Origin of the sequence: Parabacteroides sp. AF21-43, assembly GCF_003635435.1 — a bacterium.
GTDB classification, from domain to species: Bacteria; Bacteroidota; Bacteroidia; order Bacteroidales; family Tannerellaceae; genus Parabacteroides; species Parabacteroides distasonis.
Genome location: NZ_QTMG01000002.1, coordinates 77,241 through 102,186, shown reverse-complemented (window position 1 = coordinate 102,186; position 24,946 = coordinate 77,241). Strand labels below are relative to the sequence as shown.

Genomic DNA, 24,946 nt, shown 5'->3' with positions numbered 1-24,946 from the left:
GGGGGAAGCGAGCGATCCTCCCCCCGATATAAACCGCAGGGGCGGGATTCGTCCGCCCTCCCACGCATACACGGCACGGGAGGGCGGACAGATCCCGCCCCTACTGCATTCTTCCGGCAAATATAATTGTGTTTAATAGCGAACACTACTGGGTTCAACCATGAATACTATTGTGTTCAACCGCAAACACTACTGTTTTTTTACCCTCAACTCATACAAGTCGTGGCGACGGTCCCGAAGGTTACGCACGCTACCATACGTATGCAACTCGTTGAGCAAATCAAGGTCCACGTCCGATACAAGGATCATCTCCGTATTCGGGGTTGCCTCCGCACGCTTGCCATCGGTCGGGAAAGCGAAATCGCAAGGCGTGAACACACCCGACTGGGCGTACTGTATATCCATATTATGCACACGAGGCAGGTTGCCCACGCTGCCCGCTATCACCACGAAGCACTCGTTCTCGATCGCCCGGGCTTGGGCACATACACGAACCCGAGAGTAACCGTTCTGCGTATCCGTAAGGAAAGGCACGAAGAGGATCTGCATCCCTTGGTCGGCCATGATACGGGAAAGCTCCGGGAATTCCACGTCATAACAGATCAGCACTCCGATCCGGGCGCAATCCGTATCAAACGTCTTCACCATCTTCCCGCCCGAGAGTCCCCAGCTCTTCTGCTCGTCCGGGGTGACATGTACCTTCTCGTACATCTCGTAGGAGCCGTCACGACGGATCAGGTATCCCACGTTATATAGCGCCCCGTCCTCCTTCAGCAAAGGCATGCTACCGGTGATGATATTGATATTGTAACTGATGGCGAGGTTCACGAATCGCTCACGGATCTCCTCGGTGTACTGTGCCAGCCCACGGATGCTCTGCGCCTCGCCCAGATGGTTGAACTTGGCCATCAGCGGAGCGTTGAAATACTCGGGGAAAAGGACGAAGTCGCTCTTGTAATCGGACACGGCGTCGACGAAGAACTCCACCTGCTCGAACACGTCGTCCAGTGTCTTATAAGGCCGCATCTGCCATTGTACCAGACCGACACGCACGGTTGTCTTCTTATCCACGTAATCCGTCGTAGGCGGCTGGTAATAGATATTATCCCATTGCAGCAGGGTAGCGCAATGCTTCGACTCCTCGTCGTTCGGCAAGTAGTTCATCATCACTTTCCGCACGTGGAAATCGTTGGAGAGCTGGAAGGTGAGCACCGGGTCGTAGATCTGGCGTGAGCGCACCTTCTCGATGTATTCCTTCGGACGCATATGATCGGCGTATTTATAATAGTTCGGGATACGTCCGCCGAACATGATCGCCTTCAGGTTCAACTTCTCGCACAGCTCCTTCCGGTACTCGTACATACGGCGGGCCAGCCGGAGGCCCCGGTAGTCCGGATGGATGAACACCTCTATACCATATAATATATTCCCGTTCGGATTATGCGTGCTGAACGTCTCGTTGCCCGTTACCTTGGCGTAGGTATGATCCCCTTTCACCATGTCATAATCCACGATGATGGAGAGGGCGCATCCTACGATCCGGTCATCCACCAGCGTCACGACCTGTCCCTCGGGAAATATCCGTATCAACGTCTCGATCTGCTTGCGGGTCCAGAAAACATCCTTGTCGGCGTACACCCTCTTGAAAGATTGCGACAACTGCGTATAGTCCTCAAGCTGCAAGCTCCGGAGCTCTACCTTGTTTATCTTATGCATTGGTTCCATAACACATTTTTTTGTTAAAGTCGCCGCGAAGTTAGGATAAATACAGATAAAGTGTACCGGCCCTCCTGCCCTATCTGACCTACTCCATGTATAATTTCAAGATCGTCACTGAATTAGGCGGGAAATTATAGATAAACGGGCCGCTCATCGGGAATACGATAGGCTCGGTGACAGGCGTTACGGCCCCCGGGTTCTCAAACGTATTACGAGCCTCCGGCTCCCCTCTCAATTGGATCAGCTCCGCCTCGTTACGGATATTCACTCCCTCGATACGCAAAGAGGTCTTCTCCTCGTGGCGGGTCGTATTCACGACCTTCAAGTAAATCACCCGGTTCTCCTTGTCGAGGGTAGCGACGGATACCAACGACGGGATCGCACGCATATCCACCTCATGCAGCAATACGCCGTCCACATAACAACGGACACGCTCGTACTCGCACGTCATGCGAACCGTATACCACCGGTTACTCTCAAAAGGGAAGCGCACAGGAGAGACCAAGCTATCCTTCACGCCACCTACCTGATGGTACAGCTCGCTCGTTCCCGCCCCGATCGTCAGGGCGATATAATCCGCCTGCTCGCCCGTCCGCCCGTTGTCGCGGAGGCGAAGCTGTATCTGCCCGCTACCTTTCGTACGCCGGACGGTAGCCGTATATTCATAGGCGTAGCTCGTAGAGTCGCCGAACAATACCTGGTTCCACCGGTTGGCCTCCGGCACCAACATACCAGCCTCCGGGACCCTCCATCCCCCGCTCATCACGGATATATCCGATACGGGCACGCCGTCGATCCGCACGTCCTTGAACTCATAGCTATTATCAAACATCTCTACGCCCGCCCGGCCCGTACGTGCCTGTGGCTTCTCGTAGGTATCCACGATCGTCTTCAGCACCTCATCCCCCCGATGGCGGGTAAACATCTTTAATAAATGGTAGGAAGGAGAGACCACCGCCTGATGGGTGTTGAAAGAGATCAACGGATGGCGCTGGTTCTCGAACCCGGCGTTGCCCAATACCGGGGCATACGCCAAGCGGCGTACCATATCCGGGTTCTCCTCCGCCCCGACCAAGAAACAGGCCTCGGCCACCGCCGCCCGGAGCGTACCGGCCAAGGGGCGCTCCGTCGTCCCGAACTCCCCGATAAACACCGCCGGCGAACGTCGGGAATACCGGTCGCTATTAAACCGGCCGGAGTTCGATAGGAAGAAATTCTCCCCGGCGTAATAATGGGAATCCACCCACTCGCTACGGCCTCGCTTCGTGAGGGGCGAACTGCTGATAACGGTAATCTCCGGATAGGCCTCCTTGATCGCCTTGCGGAAAAGCTCAAAGCGCCTGAAATACTCCCCGCCATAGTTCTCGCTGCCGATCTCGACATACTTCAAGTTGAAAGGTTCCGGATGCCCGTTCCTCGCACGCAGGGCGCCCGGCAGGGAATCCGCCGGGGCGTTCGCGTAGGCGATAGCGTCCAAGGCATCTCCCGTGAGCTTATCCATCGCCGTGATATCCTCGTAGCGGGGCCGGCGGCTTTGGCTCGTGATCCCGCTATTAATAACGTAGATAGGCTCCGCCCCCATATCCTCGCACATTTGCAAGTACTCGTGGTAGCCCATGCCGTTCGTCGTACCATAGGCCCATACGTTCCAGAAATGCTTACGTTCCGAGATATCGCCCAGCGTCTCCCTCCAGATAGGGTACGTACCCGCCGTATACCCCTCCACGAAACTGCCTCCGGGGAAACGGATAAAACGAGGGGCCAAGGAATCGACCAGCGCCGCCAAGTCCGGTCTCAGCCCGTTCTTCCGTCCCTTCCACGTACCTTCCGGGAAGAGGGATACCACATCCAGCCAAAACACGGCGGAGGTATCGGCCGTGATCGTCAAGACCGCGTTCGGCGCATCCTCCGTAGCCGTAAACGTATGCCTGTATCGTTTCCACTCGTATAGCGGCGCTACCTGAAACACATCGCTCAAGACCGTATTAGCCATCGAGTCCTCCAAGGCCACCCGGATGGTACGGGGCACCATATTCGCCCCCTTGGCGAAAAACGAGAGATCGTATCGTTCCCCTTTCCGGATCGGTATCCCCCGGTATCCCTCGGCTATCACGCCTCCGCGCCCCGACTCCCCGGAAGTCGATACGGCCACGAGCAACGACCGCCGGTTCTTATCATTCACCAGCTCCTTCATATCCGGGTATATCTGTGTATTAGGGACGATCCGCCTCCATCCCGGTACGGAATCTCCCCGCATGAAAGGGATCGTCCATCCATTCGGGGTAATCAAGACGTTCCGGGCGGCGTCGTAAGGGCAGTTCAAGGGTGGCACGCCATCCTCGAAGCTCCGGTTCTGGATCAGCTCGGCGTACAGCCCCCCATCGATCCCGTGGTTGATCTCCTCAATGGTCAAACCATACAGATCCGGGTTCACGGGAACCGTCAGGCCATCCGCCTCCACGGTTATCGTAGAGATCACCGGCATCTCCGGCTGGCAAGAGGACAAGCCCATCCCGACAATAGCGCCAACCAATAAATGAATAACATCAAAATCTATATATTTCCTCCAACGCATCTTCGAATACTCATCTCATTTATGTGCGTACAAACTTAATCAAAAAATCGCAGTTTCCCCTATTTTCAAAGTCCGAACTGTTTTTTCAAAAAAACAATTGAAAAACATAGATTTTTTCAATTTAATATCCTAAATTTGCATAATAGATAAAACAAAAGACGACAATATTATACGACTCTATGGAGAAATCTGTTCTTTTAGTGGATGACAAGCAAGAAATCGCAAAGATAATCATGCTTTATTTATCAAGTACTTACAAGGTATCCTATAAAGAAAATCCTTTGAAAGCGATCGCTTGGCTTCAAGAAGGCAATTTACCGGATTTGATCATCTCTGACTTGAATATGCCAGAAATGTCCGGAGAGGAATTCTTGGTTTATTTAAAAGCGAACGATATGTTCAGCCATATACCGGTCTTGATCCTATCGAGCGTAGAGAGCAGCTCAAATAGAATACGTTTGTTTGAGGAAGGGGCGGAAGACTTTATCTTGAAGCCTTTCAATCCAGAGGAATTAAGGGTAAGGGTAAAACGAATATTAAGATAATGAATTATGTCTTTTTCGGTAATAACGTGCCGTTGGCCGAACGTTTACGTAAGGCATTAGGCACCGGGGTCATAGAATGTATAACGCTTCTGCAGATGAAAAACACGCTTCTTCCTGCCGAGGAAATGGATTATTGTGTATTCATCGAGAAAACAGATCCTACGTTAAACATTCCTGCGATCATGCATTTGCATAAGACGTTTCAAAATATATATATCGTATTAATCGCCCCGGAAATGACCCGGGAGGAGAAAATATCCTATTTGCAAGCCGGAACGGACTGTGTCATCTCCGAGTCTACCTCTAAGGAAGATTTAGTGAAGCTACTGGGTATCGCCGAGAAATGCAAGAGAATGGAAAAAGCGCGTAAGCCTCAAATAAAAGAGCCTGATCTCGCCATTTTCAAGCTGCCTTTATGGAAAAGGGTCTTCGACATCATTTTCTCATCCATGGCGCTCCTCTGCCTCTCCCCTATCTTTATCATCACGGTGATTTGGATCAAGCTGGAGGACAAAGGCCCCGCTTTCTACAAGTCGAAACGAGTAGGCAGCAACTATAAGGTTTTCGATTTTTATAAGTTCCGCTCTATGTATATGGATGCGGACAAACGCTTGGCTGAATATAAGAAACTTAATCAGTATACGGAATCTATTGCTGAAGAGGCTACAGCCTCTTCAGCAACTTCTGTGAATTCACAGAAGCAAGCTTCTTTTTTTAAAGACGATGAGCAAAATATCATTTTATATTCCGACAATGACGCTACTCCTGAAAACGACTATTTAAAAGTAAAACGTCACGAACGCTCCAACGCTTTCATCAAATTAGAGAATGATCCCCGTATAACAAAGATCGGCCATATTATCCGGAAATACAGCATTGACGAACTTCCCCAGCTATTCAATATATTAAATGGAGACATGTCAATAGTTGGTAACCGCCCTCTTCCCGTATACGAGGCGGAATTATTGACCAGCGATGAATACATACAACGCTTCATGGCTCCTGCCGGCCTTACAGGTCTTTGGCAAGTAGAGAAACGTGGCAATTCTGGTAGTATGTCCGCCGAGGAACGTAAACAATTAGATATTAAATACGCTCATACATTTTCTTTCTGGCTGGACATGAAGATCATCATTAAGACCTTTACGGCGTTCGTACAGAAAGAGGACGTATAGATCCATTAATAAATCGTATGAAGAACTTATTTATCATCCTATTCATATTCAGTATCCTTTCGGCTATAGCTCAGAAAAAGAAAACCTATTTCGATAAAGCTACAACCGTGGAAGTAACATCTGGCTCAGACTCTATTCAAGCGATGCTAGATGATTATGAACGTATCCAATTACCACCTTTATCTGTTTTTTTAGAATCAGTATATGATCACCCTTCGATCAAGATTTACGAAGCTAAGAAAGATGAAGCTAATGCTGAAATGAAAGTGACCAAAAGAGAATGGCTAGATTATTTCAGGGTATACGGACAGTACCAATATGGACGATTAGTGCAGCTATCCTCTCATGAAACCGTAGAATATCCTGAATATCTCACAAGTCTGGGTAGTAATCAACATACTTATAGCGCAGGCATATCGGTGTCTATCCCATTTGGTGACCTATTTAGCCGTGGCCAAAAGGTACGAGCTCGGAAAGCTCGTTTCCGGCAATTAGATTATGAATATGAGATCTCAATAGAAGAACGGAAATTAAAAATATTGGAAGCTTATAATAACGTATTGCAAGCTTTAGCTACTTTGAAAGCTAAATCAGACGCTGCTGCCCTTTACAACGCCCAAATGAAAATATCGGAACAAGACTTCATCAACGGTAAAATTGACATTACGACTTTGGCCATGGAAAGAGGACGTCGTTCTGGAGCCGTAATCTCTTATCAAGAGGGTAGAGCTACCTTACACAATGCGGTAACCCTATTAGAGATGCTTACAAATGTAAAAATCATAAATCGATAATTTATGGATATTACACTATACATATCCCGTTTTTTATATAGAATTCGTCACCAACTGATATTTGGAACGCTTATTGTAACAGCATTGGTTGCCTATTTCAGTCAATTCATGGAGAAAAAATACACCGTGACAACTTCGATCTACACAGGTATTACCTCCAACACGGGTTTAGATGAAGAGACAAAACCTGATTGGCAGGCAGTAAACAACACATATGATAACTTGGTTAATTTAACAAAATCAAGAGGAACCCTAGAAAACGTATCACTAAAATTATTAGCATTAAACCTAACACAAGGAAATCCTGAAATAGATAATCTCTATATAACAGCTGACAATTACAAGAAATTAACAGCATCTATACCTGAAGAAATAATAAATTTAATAGACACGGCTTCTCTCGATAACACTATAAACAGATTTAAAGAATATAAAAACAGTGATAGCCGCAATTATTTGCATGAATTGCTCAACGGAGGAGCTGCATTCTATAGCTACGCAGCTTTATCCAGCATAATTATTAGACGCCAAGGTAATAGCGATTTGATAGAGATAGCCTACACTAGCTCAGATCCCGGAATCACATGGAATACGGTTAAGTTAGTCAGCGAAGAAATGAAATATTCTTACGATAATTTAAAATATAAAACAGCAAATGATATCGTAAAATATTATGAGCAGGAATTGAATAAATTAAGGACAAAACTCAATCAACAAGAAAATGATCTTACAGATTATAACGTACAAAACAGCGTCATAAATTATACAGAACAAACAAAATCTATCGCAAACTCTTTTGCTGATTTTGAGAACCGTTACGAAGAAACACAACGAAGTTACGAGAGCTCAACCAAAATCATCAACGAGTTAGAGAAATACATGGAAGTTCGTACTAAACTTGTCAAAACGAATGAAGAGTTTATCAACGCATTGGAAGATGTTTCCCGCATCAGTGGTAAAATCACCGAGATAGAGACTTTCACCTCTGAAAACGCATTAAACAAGGATACAGAATTAACACGATATCAAGATCAACTGAAAGATGTCGAGAAGAGAATAGCATTACTGACAGATAAAATTAACAGCTATAAAGAAAGTAAAGAAGGAGTCGCTATTGACGGATTAGTACAAGAATGGTTGTCACAGACCTTGATACAAGTGAAATCCAAGGCAGACTTAGAGATTTTAAACAAAAGAAAGCACGATTTCGAGGAGCAGTATAAGAATTATTCTCCCATTGGGACTAAGATCAACCAGCAAGAACGAGAGATCAATGTCACTGAACAGTCTTATCTACAAGTTCTCCATGCCTTAAATATGGCTAAGATGAAACAGGTGAACTTACAATTAACCTCATCAAACTTAACAACTATCTCAGAGGCCGCTTATCCATTGTTTAGTGACAAAGGTAAGCGCATGTTTTTAGTCATAGCCGCTTTTATCGGTAGTTTAATTTTCATTATAGCCCTAAATTTGGTCATTGAATTACTAGACCGTACCCTCCGGGATGCAGAACGGGCTAAACGCCTCACAGGAATGAATATATTAGGAGCCTTCAACGGACGCAACTCCCAATTGAAATACAGGGGATTTGTAAAGACCTGTAACCGAATATCAGCCGCATACGCTTGCAATCGGTTGGCTCCTTATTTGCAAAAAAATAAGACTCTATACATAAATATATTAAGTATAGAAGAAAGAGAAGGGAAGACATTCGTTGCCAAATATTTTCAAGAACGTTGGGAAGAGCTAGGTTTCCAAGTACGATATATAAGGATCGGAGAAGAGATAAACATTGAATCGTCACTATTCACCACAGAAAATATAGAAGAGTATATTAAAGCCGAAAGTCAACCAGACATTGTATTAATCGAATATCCTTCCATTCAAGGAAACAGTGTGCCTCCACATTTGCTAAGCTCAAGTCAAGTTAATATTCTAATAGCTAATGTACGCAGAGTATGGAAAAATAGCGATAAGGAATTTGTTAGTTATTTGCGTGAGATAACTAAAAATACATCTTTGTATTTATACTTGAATAACGCCTCACGAGAAGCCGTAGAAGATTTCACCGGGCAATTGCCCCCTCAGACCTCCATGCGCTCTTTCACGAACCGTATGATGTATATGGGGTTAACCGCAACCAATTCGGCCATAAAATAGCGAAGCTCATGGATACTTCAAGAGAGATAAAAGAGGATTCTTCTTTCAATATGACCCTATTAATCCTTGTCATAGGACTAGTAGGAATAGGAGGAGCTTTACTATTTAATAACATCCCTCTTTTCGGGATGATAATAGCTTTGCCTTTGTTATGTATAACCTGTATCCTATTATTGAAATATCCTTGGTTCATACTATTTGTCATTTTTACGATCAACTATTTCATATTGGGTATTACCCGATATATTCCAATAGAAGGCATTAGCGTAATCATGGATATCCTATACGTAACAGCCTTAGTATTACTATCCATTCATGCGGCCCTTTATCAGAACATCGAATGGAAAAGAGCAATTCACCCCTTAAGCGTCATGTGCTGTATATGGATGGGATATTGTATCTTTGAAATCGCTAACCCCTCCGGAGTACTTGAGGCTTGGATATTATCAAGAGGACTGATATTCAATGGGTTTATCATTGTTATTATTACATCGTTATTATGCACTCGTTACTCTTTTTTAAAATCCTTGATATTTTGTTTATCCCTATTCACCCTTTTAGCTATAACTAAAACCTTCATGCAAAAATATATTGGATTTGACAGTTTCGAGACCAAATGGCTTAATGAAGGGGGAGCTACGACTCATATCATATGGTCCGGAGTCCGCTATTTCTCTTTTTTCACCGACGCTAGCAATATGGGGGCGAATATGGGAGCCGCCACTATGTTCTTTGGGATCGCAGCATTCCACATGCGCTCCTATTTATGTAGAATATATTATTTAAGCATAGCTATCCTAGCCATTTATGCGATGTTCCTTTCCGGTACAAGAGGGGCCATGATCGTTCCATTAGCGGGATTGGCGCTTTATACATTCGTCAGTAAACAAACCAAAACCATTATCACAAGCTCGACCTTATTATTGCTTACTTATGTTTTTTTTGCCCTTACTACTATAGGAAATAGCAACGCTACCATCCGAAGGATGCGTACCGCATTCACCCCGACAGAAGACGCCTCATTCAATGTTCGAAAAGAAAATCAAAAGAAATTGGCATCCTACATGAAATACAAGCCTTTTGGAGAAGGGCTGGGATTATCAGGTGACAGGGCTGGAGAGAGAATATCAAAACGCTTTACCACCTCCATTCCAACAGATTCATGGTATGTCAAAATCTGGGTGGAGACAGGAGCGGTTGGCTTGACACTTTACCTAAGCATGATCTTTCTATCCATTGGATGGGGAGGATGGATCATAGCCATGCGGCTCAGAGATCCGGAGCTGAAAGGGCTACTGACAGGGTTACTTTGTGGCATATTCGGAATGTTTATCAATGCATACGGGAACTCTTTCTGGGGACAATTCCCGACAATGGTAATTTCCTTTACGGGACTTACTTTTATAATGGTAGGACCCTATCTAGATCAAGAAATACAAGAAAAAAAATCAACTGATTCAAATATAAAACACCATGATTGAGCAATTCTTTCAAATAGGAGAAAATTGGATAGACAAGGAGGAGTATCTATTTCAATTGATAGACGCCATCGTATTCCTATGTTTTATGGTATGCGTACTGTATTTATTCGTATTCGCCGTTTACTCTAAAAGGAAATCGACTTATAAATACCCTACGACTATGAAAAAATACCGTTTTGCGGCCTTATTTCCGGCCTATGGGGAGGATGAGGTAATTATAGACTCCGTCAAAAGTTTCCTTCAGCAAGACTATCCAAGAGAATTATATGATATTATCGTGATAGCCAACCAAATGCGTCAGGAAACCCTCGATAGGCTAAAGTCATTATCCGTAAAGATTATAAAAATGGAGAACCCACAAAGTACCAAAATAGAGGCCCTCAAGGCAGCCATCCGTTACATTGAAGAAGGAAAAACAAAATATGACAACGTGATTATCCTTGACGCCGATAATATCGTAAAAAACAATTATATAGAGAAAATAAACGATGCTATTTACGCAGGTTGTTCAGCCATACAGACGCATAGGGTAGCCAAGAACAGAGATAGCAGCATAGCGGTGCTCGACGCCGTTAGCGAGGAGATCAACAACTCTATTTTCAGGAAAGGACATACCCGCCTAGGTTTCTCGTCCGCCCTAAGTGGCTCGGGTATGGCTTTCGAATACGGTCTTTTCAAGAATATCATACAAGGTTGCAACGATATCGGAGAAGATAAGTACATGGAGCGAAAACTGTTACTCCAAAATATATATATCGAATATCTTGAAGATGTCTATACATACGACGAGAAAGTAAGAGGCAAGAAAGACTTCTATAATCAAAGACAGCGCTGGCTTGCCACACAATTCCACAACTTACTCTCAGGGATTCTCCAGATACCGGGAGCACTAATAAAAGGAAATTGGGACTATTGCGATAAATTATTTCAATGGATGATGCCCCCTCGTGTCTTATTGCTAGGGTTTATCACGTTAATTGCCGCCATCCTAAGTCCACTTGATATCATAATCTCCATTAAATGGTGGTTCCTCTTGATATGGCTAGGCATCACTTTTAGCGTAGCGGTTCCAGACTATTTAGTGGACCAAAAATTCAGGAAGGCGATCGCCAGTGTTCCCATCCTATTCTTCCTCATGTTCCTAAACACGTTCCGAATAGGGAAAAAGCATACATTCTCTCACACCAAACATTCTCCAAATCATGAAGATAGCCATTGAAGCCCAGCGAATTTTCCGTACGAATAAGCACGGGATGGATTTTGTAGCGCTCGAGAGCATTCGAGAGCTACAGAAAATCGACAAGGAAAATGAATATTTCATATTCGTAAGTCCGGGAGAAGATCATTGCCTAGAAGAAACAAGCAATACGCACATCGTGGAGGTAAAATGCCCCACCTACCCCCTTTGGGAGCAGGTGGCGTTGCCACGGGCTGTAGCCAAGATAAGGCCAGACCTATTGCATTGTACGAGTAACACGGCTCCGATTCATTGCCCCGTCCCATTGGTATTGACCTTGCACGACATCATCTTCCTTGAGCCCAAGCAGGGAGGTAATACATCATGGTACCAAAACATGGGTTGGCACTACCGACGTTTAGTAGTTCCCCGTATACTCCCTAAGTGTAAGAGAATCATTACCGTATCTCATTTTGAACGTGATCGGATTCGAGAGGCCTTATGTCTGCCCAAAGAACAAATCATGGCGATCTACAATGGATACAGCCAGCATTTTCATCCCCTATCAGGCATATCCGCCATCACCCATAAATACATTCATTCGGACGATTACCTTTTCTTCCTAGGAAATACGGACCCTAAGAAAAATGTACCCCGCACCTTGAAGGCATACAGTCTGTATCTCAAGCGCTCATCAAGAAAGCGTCCTCTATTAATAGCGGACTTACGCGAAGACAAGCTGGATATGATATTGAGAGAGCAGCATATAGAGGAAATCAAGCCTTACCTGTCTTACCCAGGTTACATCTCCAACAAGGATTTGGCATACTTGTACAATGGGGCCTTCGTCTTCCTATACACCTCCCTAAGGGAAAGCTTCGGTATCCCCATGCTAGAAGCTATGGCATGCGGTACACCCGTGATAACGGGGAATACCTCGGCCATGCCTGAGATCGCCGGAAAGGGAGGATTATTGGCAGATCCTTTCAACGAAGAAGAAGTAGCTTCCTTATTGCTGCGGCTAGAAGAAGATCAAGCATTCCATGATGAACAAATAAAATATGGATTACAAAGATCCCGATTATTCTCATGGAATCATACGGCTAGGAAACTATTGCAAGTTTATATGGAAGTCATTCAATCCTTAAAGAAATGAATATCAGCGATCTTAAACAAAAGATAAAGAAAAATGACAGATTAAAGAGAACGGTTCATTACTTAATAATGAATCAAAGAGGCTCTTGCCCTAGATTATGGGTTAAATGGTTTGTCAATCCATTTATGTTAACCTATGGAAAACGGAGCAAGATCAGAAGATCTGCTATAATGAATGTCAGTCCCATTAACTCATTCATACTTGGACAGGAAAGTATAATTGAGCATTACGTCACGATAGACAACGGGGTAGGCCACGTACACATCGGTGATCATTCACGCATAGGCATACATAATACGATCATCGGTCCCGTTTTTATTGGGAATCAAGTTATCTTGGCTCAGAACATCACTATATCCGGGCTCAACCATACATACCATGATATTTCTAAACCAATCGTAAAACAAGGCATAACTACCTCCCCTGTGATCATAGAAGATGAGTCTTGGATAGGAGCGAACACGGTCATTACCTCAGGCGTACATATCGGCAAGCACTGCGTGATCGGCGCAGGCAGTGTCGTCACAAAAGATATACCAGATTACTCTGTGGCCGTAGGCAATCCTGCTAAAGTTGTCAAACATTATGACCCATGCGGACAGCAATGGAAACGAACCCGATAAAAGGGATCAATGCGATTCCTCAAAATGATAACATTTCGCATAAAGACCGGCTATCTTATCGGGATGGAGATACTTGTCGGCATACCTCCGGTTCTTAGCTCCTAAATCGTCCAAATCCATGTTCATGGCAGAGCGAAGCATTGAATTGACAGACCCTTGATCCGAGGGGGAAAAGACCAAGTTCGCTGTCACCCTCAGTAATTCACCCACATTCCCGCTATCAGGGCCAACGACACCCCGCCCGAACAAGAAAGCCATCGGAACTACTCCGGAATTAAGGATAACGCAACGCTGTATAAAGACAACATCAGACACCGCAAAATAATACGGTAAATCCTCATCTGATATAATCCGCTCATTATTCTCCGTTCGTACCCCTAAAAGATGTAATAAACAACGTATTACGGACAATAAAGGCTTCGGATAACTCCCCGGAAGCATTCTTGGGGCCAGCAAGAGCTTCTTCCTTCGAGGCAAAGAGAAAAAAGCTTTCAACGTCATCCAGACCTCATCTCTCCTCCGGAATTTGCCAAACGCCGTAACCACAAAAGTCCTCCGGTCAATGCCCCAATATTCTCTTGCCGCCTCTCTCGTCAGAGTATCGTCATAAGCGCCCAGATAAATCGGATGAGGAATTAGGACATGCCTACAATCAGGATATAGACCGGCCATCTTGCCTAGACTATAGTTACCGAGGTGTACCATGCAATCGGCCATTCTCTCTACCACTCTATAGCAAGCTTGATGCAAAGGACTTCCATAATGAGGGGATAAGTTGTGGCACGTATAATAAACCCGAGAGCCCTTCTCCTTAAAATATCTCAGCCGGGTCTCCAGCCGCTTATCGATATCCACGTCATTCACATTCCATCCCACCACTTCCTCAGGCCAATGAATGTGGATGATATCATAAGACCGGGATGGATTCCAAAACTCATCAACTGAGCTGATAGCCTCTATTCCATGAACAGAAAGCCTCGTTCGAATCACGGGAACAAATAAATTATCCCCATTTTTCTCTTTATAGACAAATAGGACTCTCATTTAATTTTATTGTTTTAATGTAAAGGTATGTATTTTTATCGAAAATAAGGAACACCTCATGAATAATTTAAATAAAAAACATATATTTGCCTATTAGGAGAATAATACACCTCTACTAGAAAAATATGGCATCAATACAAAAAGAGTTGGCATCTGGAATAATCTATACAGCTATATCAAAATACTCAGGAATCATCATTTCTTTAGCCGTGGCAGGTGTACTGGCCCGGCTGATCGATCCAGAGGAATTCGGGGTCGTAGCGATCGCCACCGTCATCATTTCATTTTTCAGTATTTTCAGTGATTTAGGGATCGCTCCAGCTATCATTCAAAACAAGCATTTAACAGAGGATAAACTTAACGATATATTCTCTTTTACACTATGGACCGGGATAGGGATCTCCATTTTATTCTTCTTGTCATCATGGCCAATCTCCTTATTTTACAAACAGAGTTCATTGCTATCCATATGTCATTTATTATCTTTCAACTTATTCTTTGCCTCAGCCAACATCGTTCCAAACGCACTATTATTCAAGGACAAAGAATTTAAATTTATAGCATACAGGAGTTTATTTGTTCAATGCATTGGAGGAATCATAGCAATCTTAGCAGCTATATCAGGAGCTGGATTATATGCCTTAATTATCAATCCTATATTCTCAAGCATCCTTATATTCATTATTTCCATAAGAAAAAAGCCCCAGAAATTAAAATACACATTTGGATCAAAATCCATTCATGAGATATTCAGTTATTCCGCATATCAATTCATGTTTAATGTGATAAATTACTTCAGCAGAAACCTTGATAAATTATTAATAGGAAAGTATATGAGTATGAATTCCTTAGGATATTACGAGAAGTCGTACCGCTTGATGATGCTCCCGTTGCAAAACATAACACATGTCATATCACCAGTCATGCATCCCGTCTTCTCCAATTTTCAAGATGATCCGCTTAAATTAGCCCTCTCCTACGAGAAAGTCATCCGCATCCTAGCATTCATCGGGTTCCCATTATCAGTATTATTATGGTTTTGCGCCAAGGAGATTACGCTCATCCTATTCGGAGACCAATGGCTGCCATCCGTTCCCGTATTTCAGATCCTATCCTTATCCGTAGGCATACAGATCATCCTGTCCACCTCCGGCTCCATCTACCAAGCAGCCAACGATACGAAAAGCCTGTTCATATGTGGCGTATTCTCAGCCCTATTGAACGTATCAGGCATCCTCGCCGGCATATTCATATTCAAGAGCCTCGAAGCTGTCGCATGGTGTATATGTGCGACCTTCGCCATCAATTTCATACAATGTTATGTATGGATGTATAAAGTGACGCTAAAACGCAGCCTAGCGTCTTTAATCAGACAACTTATTTCCCCGGCTCCGCTCGTGGGTATATTGATAGTATGCCTATGGTCTATCCACCAATCATCCATTATATTACCGGAGCTGGCAAACTTGTTCATAAAAGCGGTTATTGCCGTTCTCATCTCCTGCATATATATTCAATTGAGTGGCGTATATAACATAATTAACTTCCTAAAATCAAAGATAAAAAGATGAAAGCCCTATTCCTTATATTCCATGGATTTAACCCGGCGAACGGGATCAGCAAGAAGATACAATATCAAGTAGACGCTTTACAGGCATGCGGAGTGGATACAAGGCTTTGCTACATGCGAGAACCAGCTGGCAGGAAACTACGCATGATCGACTCCGAGATTTTACGGGATTACGGAACTGGCATAAAAGGCAAGATCCTTAAAAGAATCGAGTATTCCTCTATAGTGGAATACGTCAGGAAAGAAGGTATCGACCTCGTCTATATGCGCTCAGACAATAACGCGAACCCTTTCACGCTCCACATGGTATGGCAGATGCGTAAAAACCACGTGAAAGTGGTCATGGAGATACCTACATACCCCTATGACCAAGAATATATCGGTTTCTCCCGTAAGGCAACGCTGCTTATCGACAAATGCTTCCGCCATACGTTAGCTAAGCGGTTAAGCGGGGTCATCACCTTTTCCGATTACCAAACAATATTCGGTAGCCGTACCATACAAATATCGAACGGGATAGACTTCAAACAAATCAAGCTAAAGAAACACATAAACGACACGAGCCATGAGCTCCACTTGATCGGGGTGGCGGAAATCCATTACTGGCATGGCTTCGACCGCCTAGTAAAAGGCTTAGTCAATTATTACCAAGCAAACTCCGGATATAATGTATATTTCCACATCGTCGGCAATTTCGCGGCGAAACGGGAAGAGAACGATATTCTCCCACTCATCAAGAAATATAACTTAGAGAGATATGTGATCCTACACGGGATGAGACACGGGGAAGAATTGGATGAGCTCTTCGAACAGGCCGATATGGGCATAGGGAGCCTCGCACGCCATAGAAGCGGCATCACCCACATCAAAACACTGAAAAACAGAGAGTACGCAGCAAGAGGACTCCCTTTCATTTACTCCGAGATGGACAGTGATTTCGAGGGAAAGTCTTATATACTGAAAGCCAAAGCAGATGAAAGCCCGATCGAGATTCCCGCTATCCTGGAATTTCATAGGGGGCAAACGCTATCTCCCTGCCAGATCAGGGAGTCCGTCCTATCGCTTTCGTGGGAGAGCCAAATGAGTAAAGTATTAAGTGAAATTGATATAGAAAACAAAAAATAGAATAAGCCATGATTCCTAAAATCATACATCTCTGTTGGTTAAGTGGTGATCCATATCCACGGAAAATACAAGACTGCCTTGATAGCTGGAAAAAACACCTTCCTAGCTACGAGATCATTTTATGGGACACGAAACGTTTTAACATCCACGAAGTCCCATGGGTAGAGCAAGCGTTCAACACCAAGAAATACGCGTTCGCCGCCGATTACATCCGGTTGTACGCTCTTTACCACCATGGAGGAATCTACTTAGACTCAGACGTGGAGATACTGAAGAGCCTCGATAACTTTCTTGAGCTGCCCTATTTCGTCGGGGCGGAAACTTCCGGTACGATTGAGGCGGCCATATTAGGAGCCGAAAAAGGTTGTGACTGGATCAAATGCTGCTTGGATTATTATGAAGGACGAAATTTCATACGTGAAGACGGAAGTTATGATATCCGTATGCTACCGGAGATCCTGAACGAGACCATACTCCGTCTAAAGCCCGTCATAAACATGCCCAGCGGTAGCAATATCGACGATCTGAAGAAAAAAGACCTAGGAGAGGCTGTCTATGTCTTGCCCAAGGAATACTTCTCGCCTAAGGTATTCGATTCGAGAGAGGTATTCCTCACCCCTGAGACCCATGCGATTCATCATTACCAAAACTCATGGTTTTCGCATAAGGCTTTCGCCTACTACCGTACACGGACATTATTCATCAAGATATTCGGATACAAGGCCGTAAGGTCTTTGGAGAAGATGCTATTAAAACGATAATTATCATGAAATGGGCAAAAAAATACATATCCATATACAATCAACCCCTAGACAACGTCCATGAGGGGATCATTCAAGAAATCAAGCAAAAACTAGCGAAGGTACAAAGCGACGAGCCCGTGGTTACCGTATCCGTCATAGCTTACAATGAGGAGAGGCATTTATTGCCTTGCCTATGGGCGCTGAGTGAGATGAGATGCGAATATCCCGTGGAGATCATCGGCGTAAACAATGATTCATCCGATAGGACCGGTGAGATATTCCGTCTCGTAGGCCTCCCGCATTATTTGGAAAAACGACATAGTTGTGGATATGCCCGCCAATGCGGACTAGACCACGCACGAGGCAGATACCATATCAATATCGACGCAGATACCATGTACCCTCCCCTATACGTCCAGATCCTAGTAGATCATTTGCGGATTCCGGGAAACGTAGCCTGCTGCTCCTCATGGAGCTATATCCCGGATGAGCGACACTCAAGGCTCGACCTGTTCTTCTACGAGTTGTCACGGGATATCTATCTATACTTTCTATCATTCAAGCGCCCGGAACTAAGCGTAAGAGGGCTCGTTTTCGCCTATCATACAGAGCCGGCCCGGAGAATCGGGATTCGGGTAGATATAAAAAGAGGAGAAGACGGTACATTAGCCATGCATCTAAGAGAAGTAGGTAAGATCGTATTCATTCACGATCGCAAGGCGAGGGCCGTCACAGGGTACGGAACGGTGGGTCAAGACGGCTCCTTGCTCAATAGCCTAAAAGTAAGGGTATACAAAGCGTTAAGGAACATACACCAGCTTTTCACCAAACAAGAAAAGTATCAAGACGAGGAATCTAATTTAATTAAATAAGTAACATTATCATATAATAAGAGACGGGATATACCCCGTCTCTATAACAAACATAATTTTTTAAAGATAATAAATTCATTTTTAAGCAAAAGGTTACTCACCCCAATCTAGTCATAATAAAGAATCAAATTAATCATTTAAACCCACATTAGAAAAAATTATACCATGTTATAAAACAAAATAATTAACCAATAATAATGCTTGCATAAACCAAAACATAACCTTACCTTTGTAAAGAAAGTAGGAAATACAAATAAGTTGATTTAATGAGATACAAAATAAATAATTATTAATTCAAAAAAAGAAGGAAACGTTTCGTTTTCTATTCTTTTATTTTTATTATAAATACCTATTTATATCTTATATAGTGCGAAATGACGTTAAAAAGGGCATTCGAAAAATAGACACCTATTCAAGACAAACCACTATTTAACAGATTGTTAATCCTTAAACCCCCCATTCGATCGGGGGTTCGAAACTAGGTTCGATTCTTTATTTTCACCATTCAAAACAATACAAAGTACAATGAAACAGACAGTTAGCGTCAAAGAGTTAAAAAGTGGAGGTTACACACGTTTTCCGAGGTTATTTATCGACCTATTACTGCAAGATTACTATCCGAAGAACAAAACACGCCTTAAGATCGGCGTGTTCATATACATTTTCGGTAAACTAGCCAACAAGCCTTACAACTATCGATACGCCGGCGGCAAGCGGGTATCTATCTACGAGGGGCAGTGCATCATCCATATCACGACCATGGCCAGGGCATTGGGATGTTCCTTATACGCGGCGAGGAAAGCGCTGAACGAGCTGGCCGAGGAAAACATGATCCATAAGATCAAGGCAGGAAACGGCCTCGCCATCAAGGTACCCTTCTACAAGTCCCTCTTCATCAAGGAGGAGAAGATACAGAAAGATAACGACAAACAAGAACAGGAGTAAAGCATGGCAAACACGAGCAAAAACAAGAACGACCGCCCGGCGACACTGCCCGACGGCCTCGCCCTCCCGCAGGAGCAGGAGATCGAGAAAGCGATCTTATCGGGGCTTATGGCCTCCCACCGGCATATGCCCACGCTGGCGGCGCAACTGCTGCCGGAGATGTTCACGCTACCGCAAGTGGCGATGGCCTTCGAGGCGTACCTGAACATCTACAACCGGGGGGAGAGCGCCGACGCCCTCTCCGTGGAGAAGGAGCTGCGGAGGATAGCGCCCGATAAGGAGACGCTGGCCACCGACCTGTACCAGCTGGCGCTGGGCGGACGGTATCTGGAAACCAGCGACGAGTACATGCCTACCCACGCACGGCACCTGCGGGAGGCCTACGTGGCGAGGCAGTTCATGCTGAGCTGCTACGACTCGGCCTTGAAAGCCTCACGGCCGGACCGTGACACGGAGGCCTTGCTGAAGGAGATGGACTCGCACGTGGGCCGGCTGATGGAACGGCTCTCGCACGCCACGAACAGCGTAGGCATGAAGGAAGCCACCCTGCTGGCCAAGGAGCGCATGCTGGAGATACAACGCAGGGTGACGGAAGGACGCACGCCGGGCATACATACCGGCCTGGAGGGATTGGACCGGATGACGGGCGGCATGATGCCGGGCACGCTCAACGTGATCGCCGCACGCCCCCGGGTAGGCAAGACGGCCTTCGCCCTCTTCATGGCGCTGAACGCGGCGAGGAACGGGCACCCGGTCTGCCTCTACAGCCTAGAGATGTCGAAGGAGCAGCTGGTGTTCAGGCTGCTGGGATGCATAGCGGACATAGAGCCCTCCAAGATCCTGAAAGGGACCCTCTCCGCCCCCGAGATGAAGAGGATACAAAGGGCCTCCGACGAGCTGGAGCGACTGCCGATATGGATCGACGAGCGCACGGACCTGAGCGTGGCCGACCTGCGTTACCAGATCTCGCTCCGGCGGAAGCAGGGGCGGTGCGAGATGGTGATCGTGGACTACCTCCAACTGATGCTCTCGCCTTCCGAGGACCGCAAGAGCACGAACGACCAGATATCGGCCATCACACGGCAACTAAAGCTGATCGCCAAGGAGAACGACATCCCCGTCGTGCTGCTGAGCCAGCTGAACCGGAATTGCGAGGCGAGACCCACGCTGAAGAACATGCTGTCCGACCTGCGTGACTCCGGCTCCATCGAGCAAGACGCCGATACGGTATTCTTCCTCCGCCGCCTCTCCGTGATGAACATCGACGAGGACCCGGAGACCCGTCTCTCCACCGAGGGCCGGGGTACCCTCTCGATCGCCAAGAACCGGCACGGAGAGTCCGGGGAGGTGCGTTTCTGCCACAACAAGGGGGTTACCCGCTTCACCGACGACCGCACGCCGGTGCCGAACGACCGCAGACCGGCGAAAGCGGAGCTGGATAAAGACCTGTTCGGATGATCGCACGTGACACTTTACTGCGGGTACGGGAAACCGCCCGCATCGACGAGGTAGCGGCCGGGTACCTCACGCTACGGCGCTCCGGCAAGGACCTCGTGGCACTCTGCCCTTTCCACGACGAGCGTCACCCCTCGTTCCGGATCAGCCCGGCGCTCAATATCGGGAAATGCTTCAGTTGCGGCGAGGCGGCGGACCCCATACGCCTCGTGCGCCACATGGAGGGATGTGGCTTCGAGGAGGCCGTACGGCTGCTGGCCCGCAAGTATGGCATCGAGGTGGAGGAGGAACGGGGCACGGAAGAGGCCGGACGGCACGAGGCACGACAGGCGATCTTACGCGGCAACGAGGCCTTCGCCCGCTCCCTCCTTCCCTACGATCCCGCCGAGGGGATAACGGGCGAGGACGAGAACGGCGAGGAAGACCTCAGGGCGCTCCGTGAGACCTTTTCCCACTTCGGGGTAGGTATCTGCCCGCCCGACGCCCCCGAGGGCTTCAGGCGCTTCCGGAGGCGGCTTGTCTTCCCGGTAAGGACCACCGGGGGGCAGATAGCGGGCTTCGCCGGGCGGTACCGGGGGGCGGACGGGGCAGGAACGGCCAAATACGTCAACTCCGACAACAGCGAGGCGTACAACAAGGGACGTATCCTCTACGGCCTGTACGAGGCGGTGAGGGCCGTCCGCGCCGAGGGCGACGTGCTGCTATGCGAGGGTTACAAGGACGTGATCGCCTTCCACGCCGCCGGTATCCGTCACGCCGCCGGGCTTTGCGGCACGGCGCTCACCGAGGATCACGTGCGGGTGATACGGAGGCTGACAGGGCACGTCACGCTCGCCCTCGACCCGGACCCGGCGGGACAGACCGCCACCCTCCGCTCCGCCCATCTCTTGCTGGCACGGGGATGCGAGGTGGGCCTCCTTCCCCTGCCCGGTGGCATGGACCCGGACGAGGTGTTCCGCCGGCTAGGGGCCGAGGCGCTGCGCAGGCTCGTGCGGACAGAGGCGGTGGATTACCTGAGCCACCGCATCCGGGAGGCGGCGGGGCGGAAAGGCGGACCCGACGCCGGGGGGATACGGGAGGTGCTCGGGGAGATCCGTCTCGTAGGCTCTCCGCTGGCCGTGTACCGGCGGATGGAGGAGCTCTCCAAGGCTACGGGTATCCCTCTCGACGTATTGCGTGAGGAGTTGTCCGCCTCTCCCGGCGAGCCTGTCCGGACAGGGCCGGCGGAAGTAGTGACGGGCCTCCCTCCCGCACGCCTCCGGGAAAGGGCCTTGCTGCGTTTCTGCCTCGCCAACCACGACCGGATGTTCTACGCCGGGGATGGTAGCGGTATCTCCCTCCCGGCATGGGTCGCCTCCGAGTTGTCCGCCGGCGGGATGCCCCTGACGGAACCCGCCCATCTCGACCTGCTGACTCTCCTCTCGGGAGGCGGCCATCCGGACGGGATCACGGACGAGTCTCTTTCCGCCCTCATCCTCTCCCTCCGTTCCTCCTACCCGGAGGAGGGACCGCCGGAAAGGCTCCCCGACGAACTCTTGCCCGACGAGGCCGAACGCCAGCTCTTCCTCTACGCCGAGCCTTTCATACACGACCGGCTACAACGCACGGCCGCACGCCTCCGCTCCGCTACCTCGACCGATGAGCGGGCGGCATGCCTCGGGGAACTAAGGGATTGTTTCGCCTTGAGCGACCGGATCGGGAGGGTGCTGGGAAGCCAGAGCGTGAGGCGGGTGGAGGGCTGACCCGCCAACCATCAGCCGCCCACAAAAAAACACTACCGTGTTTGGCACCGAACACTATTGTGTTGGGAAGCCAACACAGTAGTATCCGAAGCCAAACACAGTAGTGTCCGGACCGGAAATACGATAGTCCTTTTATTTCATGCTATCCAACCAACGCTTGCCGGATGGCGTGTACATCCAAACGATAAACACCACAAGTATCAATAGCATTACCCCGAAAAGAAATGTCAATGGATTCATAGCTCTTTATTATTTCAAGATTTTATTACCACAGAAAGCTAACCCGACAGAGAACAAGATCCCTACCATGAACATTCCAATCATACTTATCTCTATCTTTTCCGATTGGAATAACATAGCTATTCCACCCAGCACCAACGCCGTGAACGTCAGTTTTGACAAATCGTAAAAATATTTGCCCAACGTCTCACGCTGGCACTTCGCCCGTTCACGGGACTCACCTCTCGCGTCTCGCCGCTTGTCTTTCTCTTTCATACCGTAAATTTTTCATGTCAATCGAATTTTGATAAGGCAAACATACGCTTATTTTTCTTGACAAACAAGCATTCTCCCCCCTAAAATCACCTCTTTACCCCCATTCACCCGACCTCGCCCCCCTTCGTCCCCGTTGACCGGAATCCCACCGGCGGCATGTCGTACCTTTACAACGTAATCAAAAAAACACCAGACATTATGCCGATCAAGTACCGATTAGTCTTACGAAAAGACATGACCAAGGGAGCCGCCGCCGGCTCCAAGTTGTATTACGCCGTGAACAAGTCCACCGGCACCTGCGATTTCGAGGAGCTGTGCGACCAGATCGCCGACCGCAGCACCGCCTCCCGGGGCGACGTGCAGGTCGTGGTAGACGGCCTCCTCTACATCCTCAAGCAACGCCTCCAGAAAGGGGAGACCGTCCAGCTGGGCGATCTCGGCCACTTCCAAGCCGTGATCGGCAGCAAGGGCACCAAGCTGGAGGCCGACTTCAACGCCTCCCTTATCAAACGTCCCCGGATCGTCTTCCGTCCGAGCGTGACGCTAAAGAGCGTCACCGGCCTCGCCAAGTTCGAGAAGATCGTGCCCGACGCACCCGCCCCGGGAGGAGGCGACAGCGAATCCCCCGACGAAATCTGACTCAGGGCTCCCCTAGATGAGAAACGATGCACTCCCGCTGACGGGGCGATAAGATCCGTTGGCGGGGATGCCATCCGCACTCCTCCAGCCGCTCCATCAACTTTCCGCTGACACGTATCCACCGGGACAGCTTATCCGAGGCTTTCTTCTTCGACAATAAGGGAAAATAACTCATCGCTATATCACAAAAATAATAGGCGCCGACACCGGTCTCCCGCTTTTCCATACTGATGCTGTTTATTTATTAACTTATTCAAAGATAGTAATTTAAGATTAATTTTCCAAGAAAAATCAAACCATAATTCATCGTATATATCATGAAACAAGCCTATATCTCCACCCACCTTGCCGACGCCCAGTCCGCCGGCGACCGCTTCCACCTAAACCCCATCATCCTCCTTGCCCAAGCCGCCCTAGAAAGCGGCTGGGGCACCTCCCGCCTAGCCCGTGAGGCCAACAACCATTTCGGCATCACCAGCTACGGGGCGAGCAACGCCTTCTGGCACGGGGGCCGCGTCACCGCCCGATACAAGCGGGGCGAGTTGCTGTTCCGCCGCTACGACTCGGCACGCAACTCCTACCTCGACTTCGCCCGCCTCCTCGTCTGCTCCTACCCGCAGGCCGCCGCCATGAGCCGTTTCCCCGCCGACTACGCCAAGGCCATCGCCTACAGCCCCTACATCAGCGAGCTGAACGGCGACAACCGGGAGCGCTACCGGGAGACGCTGGTACAGCTCTGCCACGAGATCGAACCGATTTACTCATCCCTAAAAAACAACAATTGATATGAATAAGATACGACAAATACTTGCCTTCGTCCGCAGCCTGCTGGATTTCTTGCTAAACCTAGGATCTCACACGCCCCAAAAACAACCGCCCCATGACACGACCGACACTCCCACGGAGCC

The 24,946-nt window shown here is 47.6% G+C and carries 22 protein-coding genes; 17 read left to right on the top strand and 5 right to left on the bottom strand.

Annotated elements, in window-relative coordinates; genetic code table 11:
• Positions 1-189: 189 nt before the first annotated feature.
• Both DWX84_RS02270 and DWX84_RS02265 read right to left on the bottom strand, forming a co-directional pair.
• Positions 190-1,725 carry a carbon-nitrogen hydrolase family protein gene (locus DWX84_RS02270; RefSeq protein WP_005868392.1) on the bottom strand — a complete coding sequence of 512 codons (1,536 nt, stop codon included), beginning with the start codon at positions 1,723-1,725 and terminating at the stop codon, positions 190-192.
• Positions 1,726-1,804: 79 nt separating this feature from the next.
• A complete protein-coding gene (locus tag DWX84_RS02265) occupies positions 1,805-4,294 on the bottom strand; it encodes an alpha-L-arabinofuranosidase C-terminal domain-containing protein (RefSeq protein ID WP_121960925.1) in 2,490 nt (829 codons plus the stop codon).
• 179 nt (positions 4,295-4,473) lie between these two features.
• On the opposite strand from DWX84_RS02265, the gene DWX84_RS02260 reads away from it, so the two are divergent.
• Genes DWX84_RS02260 through DWX84_RS02225 form a run of 8 tightly spaced genes read left to right on the top strand, consistent with a single transcriptional unit; the run spans position 4,474 to position 13,408 of the window.
• The gene (locus tag DWX84_RS02260) at positions 4,474-4,839 is read left to right on the top strand and encodes a PleD family two-component system response regulator (RefSeq protein ID WP_005856577.1); all 366 of its coding nucleotides are present in this window, start codon (positions 4,474-4,476) and stop codon (positions 4,837-4,839) included.
• Positions 4,839-6,014 carry a sugar transferase gene (locus DWX84_RS21765; RefSeq protein ID WP_048927369.1) on the top strand — a complete coding sequence of 392 codons (1,176 nt, stop codon included), beginning with the start codon at positions 4,839-4,841 and terminating at the stop codon, positions 6,012-6,014. The genes DWX84_RS02260 and DWX84_RS21765 overlap by 1 nt, the downstream gene beginning before the upstream one ends.
• Positions 6,015-6,031: 17 nt before the next feature.
• Positions 6,032-6,808, top strand: coding sequence for a TolC family protein (locus DWX84_RS02250; RefSeq protein ID WP_005856573.1), 777 nt, complete (start codon positions 6,032-6,034; stop codon positions 6,806-6,808).
• Positions 6,809-6,811: 3 nt separating this feature from the next.
• The gene (locus DWX84_RS02245; protein WP_009276008.1) at positions 6,812-8,971 is read left to right on the top strand and encodes a hypothetical protein; all 2,160 of its coding nucleotides are present in this window, start codon (positions 6,812-6,814) and stop codon (positions 8,969-8,971) included.
• Between the two features lie 8 nt (positions 8,972-8,979).
• Positions 8,980-10,452, top strand: a complete 1,473-nt coding sequence (locus DWX84_RS22140) for an O-antigen ligase (protein WP_048927370.1) — start codon at positions 8,980-8,982, stop codon at positions 10,450-10,452.
• The gene (locus tag DWX84_RS02235; protein WP_005856568.1) at positions 10,445-11,671 is read left to right on the top strand and encodes a glycosyltransferase family 2 protein; all 1,227 of its coding nucleotides are present in this window, start codon (positions 10,445-10,447) and stop codon (positions 11,669-11,671) included. The genes DWX84_RS22140 and DWX84_RS02235 overlap by 8 nt, the downstream gene beginning before the upstream one ends.
• A complete protein-coding gene (locus DWX84_RS02230) occupies positions 11,655-12,785 on the top strand; it encodes a glycosyltransferase family 1 protein (protein WP_011966382.1) in 1,131 nt (376 codons plus the stop codon). The genes DWX84_RS02235 and DWX84_RS02230 overlap by 17 nt, the downstream gene beginning before the upstream one ends.
• Complete coding sequence (locus tag DWX84_RS02225; RefSeq protein ID WP_005856563.1) at positions 12,782-13,408, top strand: DapH/DapD/GlmU-related protein; 627 nt, start codon at positions 12,782-12,784, stop codon at positions 13,406-13,408. The genes DWX84_RS02230 and DWX84_RS02225 overlap by 4 nt, the downstream gene beginning before the upstream one ends.
• Positions 13,409-13,414: 6 nt before the next feature.
• Here DWX84_RS02225 and DWX84_RS02220 read toward each other — a convergent pair whose 3' ends face one another.
• Complete coding sequence (locus DWX84_RS02220) at positions 13,415-14,452, bottom strand: hypothetical protein (protein WP_005856561.1); 1,038 nt, start codon at positions 14,450-14,452, stop codon at positions 13,415-13,417.
• A 125-nt stretch (positions 14,453-14,577) separates the two neighbouring features.
• Between DWX84_RS02220 and DWX84_RS02215 the strand changes: the two genes are divergently transcribed.
• The 7 genes from DWX84_RS02215 (at position 14,578) to DWX84_RS02185 (ending at position 22,904) form a co-directional block, all read left to right on the top strand.
• Positions 14,578-16,023, top strand: a complete 1,446-nt coding sequence (locus tag DWX84_RS02215; RefSeq protein ID WP_005856560.1) for a lipopolysaccharide biosynthesis protein — start codon at positions 14,578-14,580, stop codon at positions 16,021-16,023.
• Complete coding sequence (locus DWX84_RS02210; protein WP_048927371.1) at positions 16,020-17,147, top strand: glycosyltransferase family 1 protein; 1,128 nt, start codon at positions 16,020-16,022, stop codon at positions 17,145-17,147. The genes DWX84_RS02215 and DWX84_RS02210 overlap by 4 nt, the downstream gene beginning before the upstream one ends.
• Before the next feature lie 8 nt (positions 17,148-17,155).
• The gene (locus tag DWX84_RS02205) at positions 17,156-17,908 is read left to right on the top strand and encodes a glycosyltransferase family 32 protein (protein ID WP_005856556.1); all 753 of its coding nucleotides are present in this window, start codon (positions 17,156-17,158) and stop codon (positions 17,906-17,908) included.
• Between the two features lie 5 nt (positions 17,909-17,913).
• Entirely contained in the window at positions 17,914-18,762 is an 849-nt protein-coding gene (locus DWX84_RS02200) for a glycosyltransferase family A protein (protein WP_022192103.1), read from the top strand.
• A 525-nt stretch (positions 18,763-19,287) separates the two neighbouring features.
• A complete protein-coding gene (locus DWX84_RS02195; protein WP_011966385.1) occupies positions 19,288-19,707 on the top strand; it encodes a hypothetical protein in 420 nt (139 codons plus the stop codon).
• Positions 19,708-19,710: 3 nt separating this feature from the next.
• Complete coding sequence (locus tag DWX84_RS02190; protein ID WP_121960923.1) at positions 19,711-21,165, top strand: DnaB-like helicase C-terminal domain-containing protein; 1,455 nt, start codon at positions 19,711-19,713, stop codon at positions 21,163-21,165.
• Positions 21,162-22,904, top strand: coding sequence for a DNA primase (locus DWX84_RS02185; RefSeq protein WP_122377406.1), 1,743 nt, complete (start codon positions 21,162-21,164; stop codon positions 22,902-22,904). The genes DWX84_RS02190 and DWX84_RS02185 overlap by 4 nt, the downstream gene beginning before the upstream one ends.
• Before the next feature lie 249 nt (positions 22,905-23,153).
• Here DWX84_RS02185 and DWX84_RS02180 read toward each other — a convergent pair whose 3' ends face one another.
• Positions 23,154-23,399: a DUF6722 family protein gene (locus tag DWX84_RS02180; protein ID WP_044545084.1), complete on the bottom strand. Its 246-nt coding sequence runs from the start codon at positions 23,397-23,399 to the stop codon at positions 23,154-23,156.
• Between the two features lie 198 nt (positions 23,400-23,597).
• Here DWX84_RS02180 and DWX84_RS02175 point away from each other — a divergent pair, with 198 nt between their 5' ends.
• Complete coding sequence (locus DWX84_RS02175; RefSeq protein ID WP_122377405.1) at positions 23,598-24,038, top strand: HU family DNA-binding protein; 441 nt, start codon at positions 23,598-23,600, stop codon at positions 24,036-24,038.
• 1 nt (position 24,039) lies between these two features.
• Here the strand turns inward: DWX84_RS02175 and DWX84_RS02170 are convergent, their stop codons facing one another.
• A complete protein-coding gene (locus DWX84_RS02170) occupies positions 24,040-24,264 on the bottom strand; it encodes a DUF4248 domain-containing protein (RefSeq protein ID WP_005856539.1) in 225 nt (74 codons plus the stop codon).
• A 91-nt stretch (positions 24,265-24,355) separates the two neighbouring features.
• Between DWX84_RS02170 and DWX84_RS02165 the strand changes: the two genes are divergently transcribed.
• On the top strand, positions 24,356-24,823 hold the full coding sequence (locus tag DWX84_RS02165; RefSeq protein ID WP_122377404.1) for a glucosaminidase domain-containing protein: 468 nt from the start codon (positions 24,356-24,358) through the stop codon (positions 24,821-24,823).
• Positions 24,824-24,946 lie beyond the last annotated feature (123 nt).

Bases quoted from the DNA above. Each gene is read 5' to 3' on its own strand.
- DWX84_RS02270 (WP_005868392.1), bottom strand. From the start codon at position 1,725: ATGGAACCAATGCATAAGATAAACAAGGTAGAGCTCCGGAGCTTGCAG.
- DWX84_RS02265 (WP_121960925.1), bottom strand. From the start codon at position 4,294: ATGCGTTGGAGGAAATATATAGATTTTGATGTTATTCATTTATTGGTT.
- DWX84_RS02260 (WP_005856577.1), top strand. From the start codon at position 4,474: ATGGAGAAATCTGTTCTTTTAGTGGATGACAAGCAAGAAATCGCAAAG.
- DWX84_RS21765 (WP_048927369.1), top strand. From the start codon at position 4,839: ATGAATTATGTCTTTTTCGGTAATAACGTGCCGTTGGCCGAACGTTTA.
- DWX84_RS02250 (WP_005856573.1), top strand. From the start codon at position 6,032: ATGAAGAACTTATTTATCATCCTATTCATATTCAGTATCCTTTCGGCT.
- DWX84_RS02245 (WP_009276008.1), top strand. From the start codon at position 6,812: ATGGATATTACACTATACATATCCCGTTTTTTATATAGAATTCGTCAC.
- DWX84_RS22140 (WP_048927370.1), top strand. From the start codon at position 8,980: ATGGATACTTCAAGAGAGATAAAAGAGGATTCTTCTTTCAATATGACC.
- DWX84_RS02235 (WP_005856568.1), top strand. From the start codon at position 10,445: ATGATTGAGCAATTCTTTCAAATAGGAGAAAATTGGATAGACAAGGAG.
- DWX84_RS02230 (WP_011966382.1), top strand. From the start codon at position 11,655: ATGAAGATAGCCATTGAAGCCCAGCGAATTTTCCGTACGAATAAGCAC.
- DWX84_RS02225 (WP_005856563.1), top strand. From the start codon at position 12,782: ATGAATATCAGCGATCTTAAACAAAAGATAAAGAAAAATGACAGATTA.
- DWX84_RS02220 (WP_005856561.1), bottom strand. From the start codon at position 14,452: ATGAGAGTCCTATTTGTCTATAAAGAGAAAAATGGGGATAATTTATTT.
- DWX84_RS02215 (WP_005856560.1), top strand. From the start codon at position 14,578: ATGGCATCAATACAAAAAGAGTTGGCATCTGGAATAATCTATACAGCT.
- DWX84_RS02210 (WP_048927371.1), top strand. From the start codon at position 16,020: ATGAAAGCCCTATTCCTTATATTCCATGGATTTAACCCGGCGAACGGG.
- DWX84_RS02205 (WP_005856556.1), top strand. From the start codon at position 17,156: ATGATTCCTAAAATCATACATCTCTGTTGGTTAAGTGGTGATCCATAT.
- DWX84_RS02200 (WP_022192103.1), top strand. From the start codon at position 17,914: ATGAAATGGGCAAAAAAATACATATCCATATACAATCAACCCCTAGAC.
- DWX84_RS02195 (WP_011966385.1), top strand. From the start codon at position 19,288: ATGAAACAGACAGTTAGCGTCAAAGAGTTAAAAAGTGGAGGTTACACA.
- DWX84_RS02190 (WP_121960923.1), top strand. From the start codon at position 19,711: ATGGCAAACACGAGCAAAAACAAGAACGACCGCCCGGCGACACTGCCC.
- DWX84_RS02185 (WP_122377406.1), top strand. From the start codon at position 21,162: ATGATCGCACGTGACACTTTACTGCGGGTACGGGAAACCGCCCGCATC.
- DWX84_RS02180 (WP_044545084.1), bottom strand. From the start codon at position 23,399: ATGAAAGAGAAAGACAAGCGGCGAGACGCGAGAGGTGAGTCCCGTGAA.
- DWX84_RS02175 (WP_122377405.1), top strand. From the start codon at position 23,598: ATGCCGATCAAGTACCGATTAGTCTTACGAAAAGACATGACCAAGGGA.
- DWX84_RS02170 (WP_005856539.1), bottom strand. From the start codon at position 24,264: ATGGAAAAGCGGGAGACCGGTGTCGGCGCCTATTATTTTTGTGATATA.
- DWX84_RS02165 (WP_122377404.1), top strand. From the start codon at position 24,356: ATGAAACAAGCCTATATCTCCACCCACCTTGCCGACGCCCAGTCCGCC.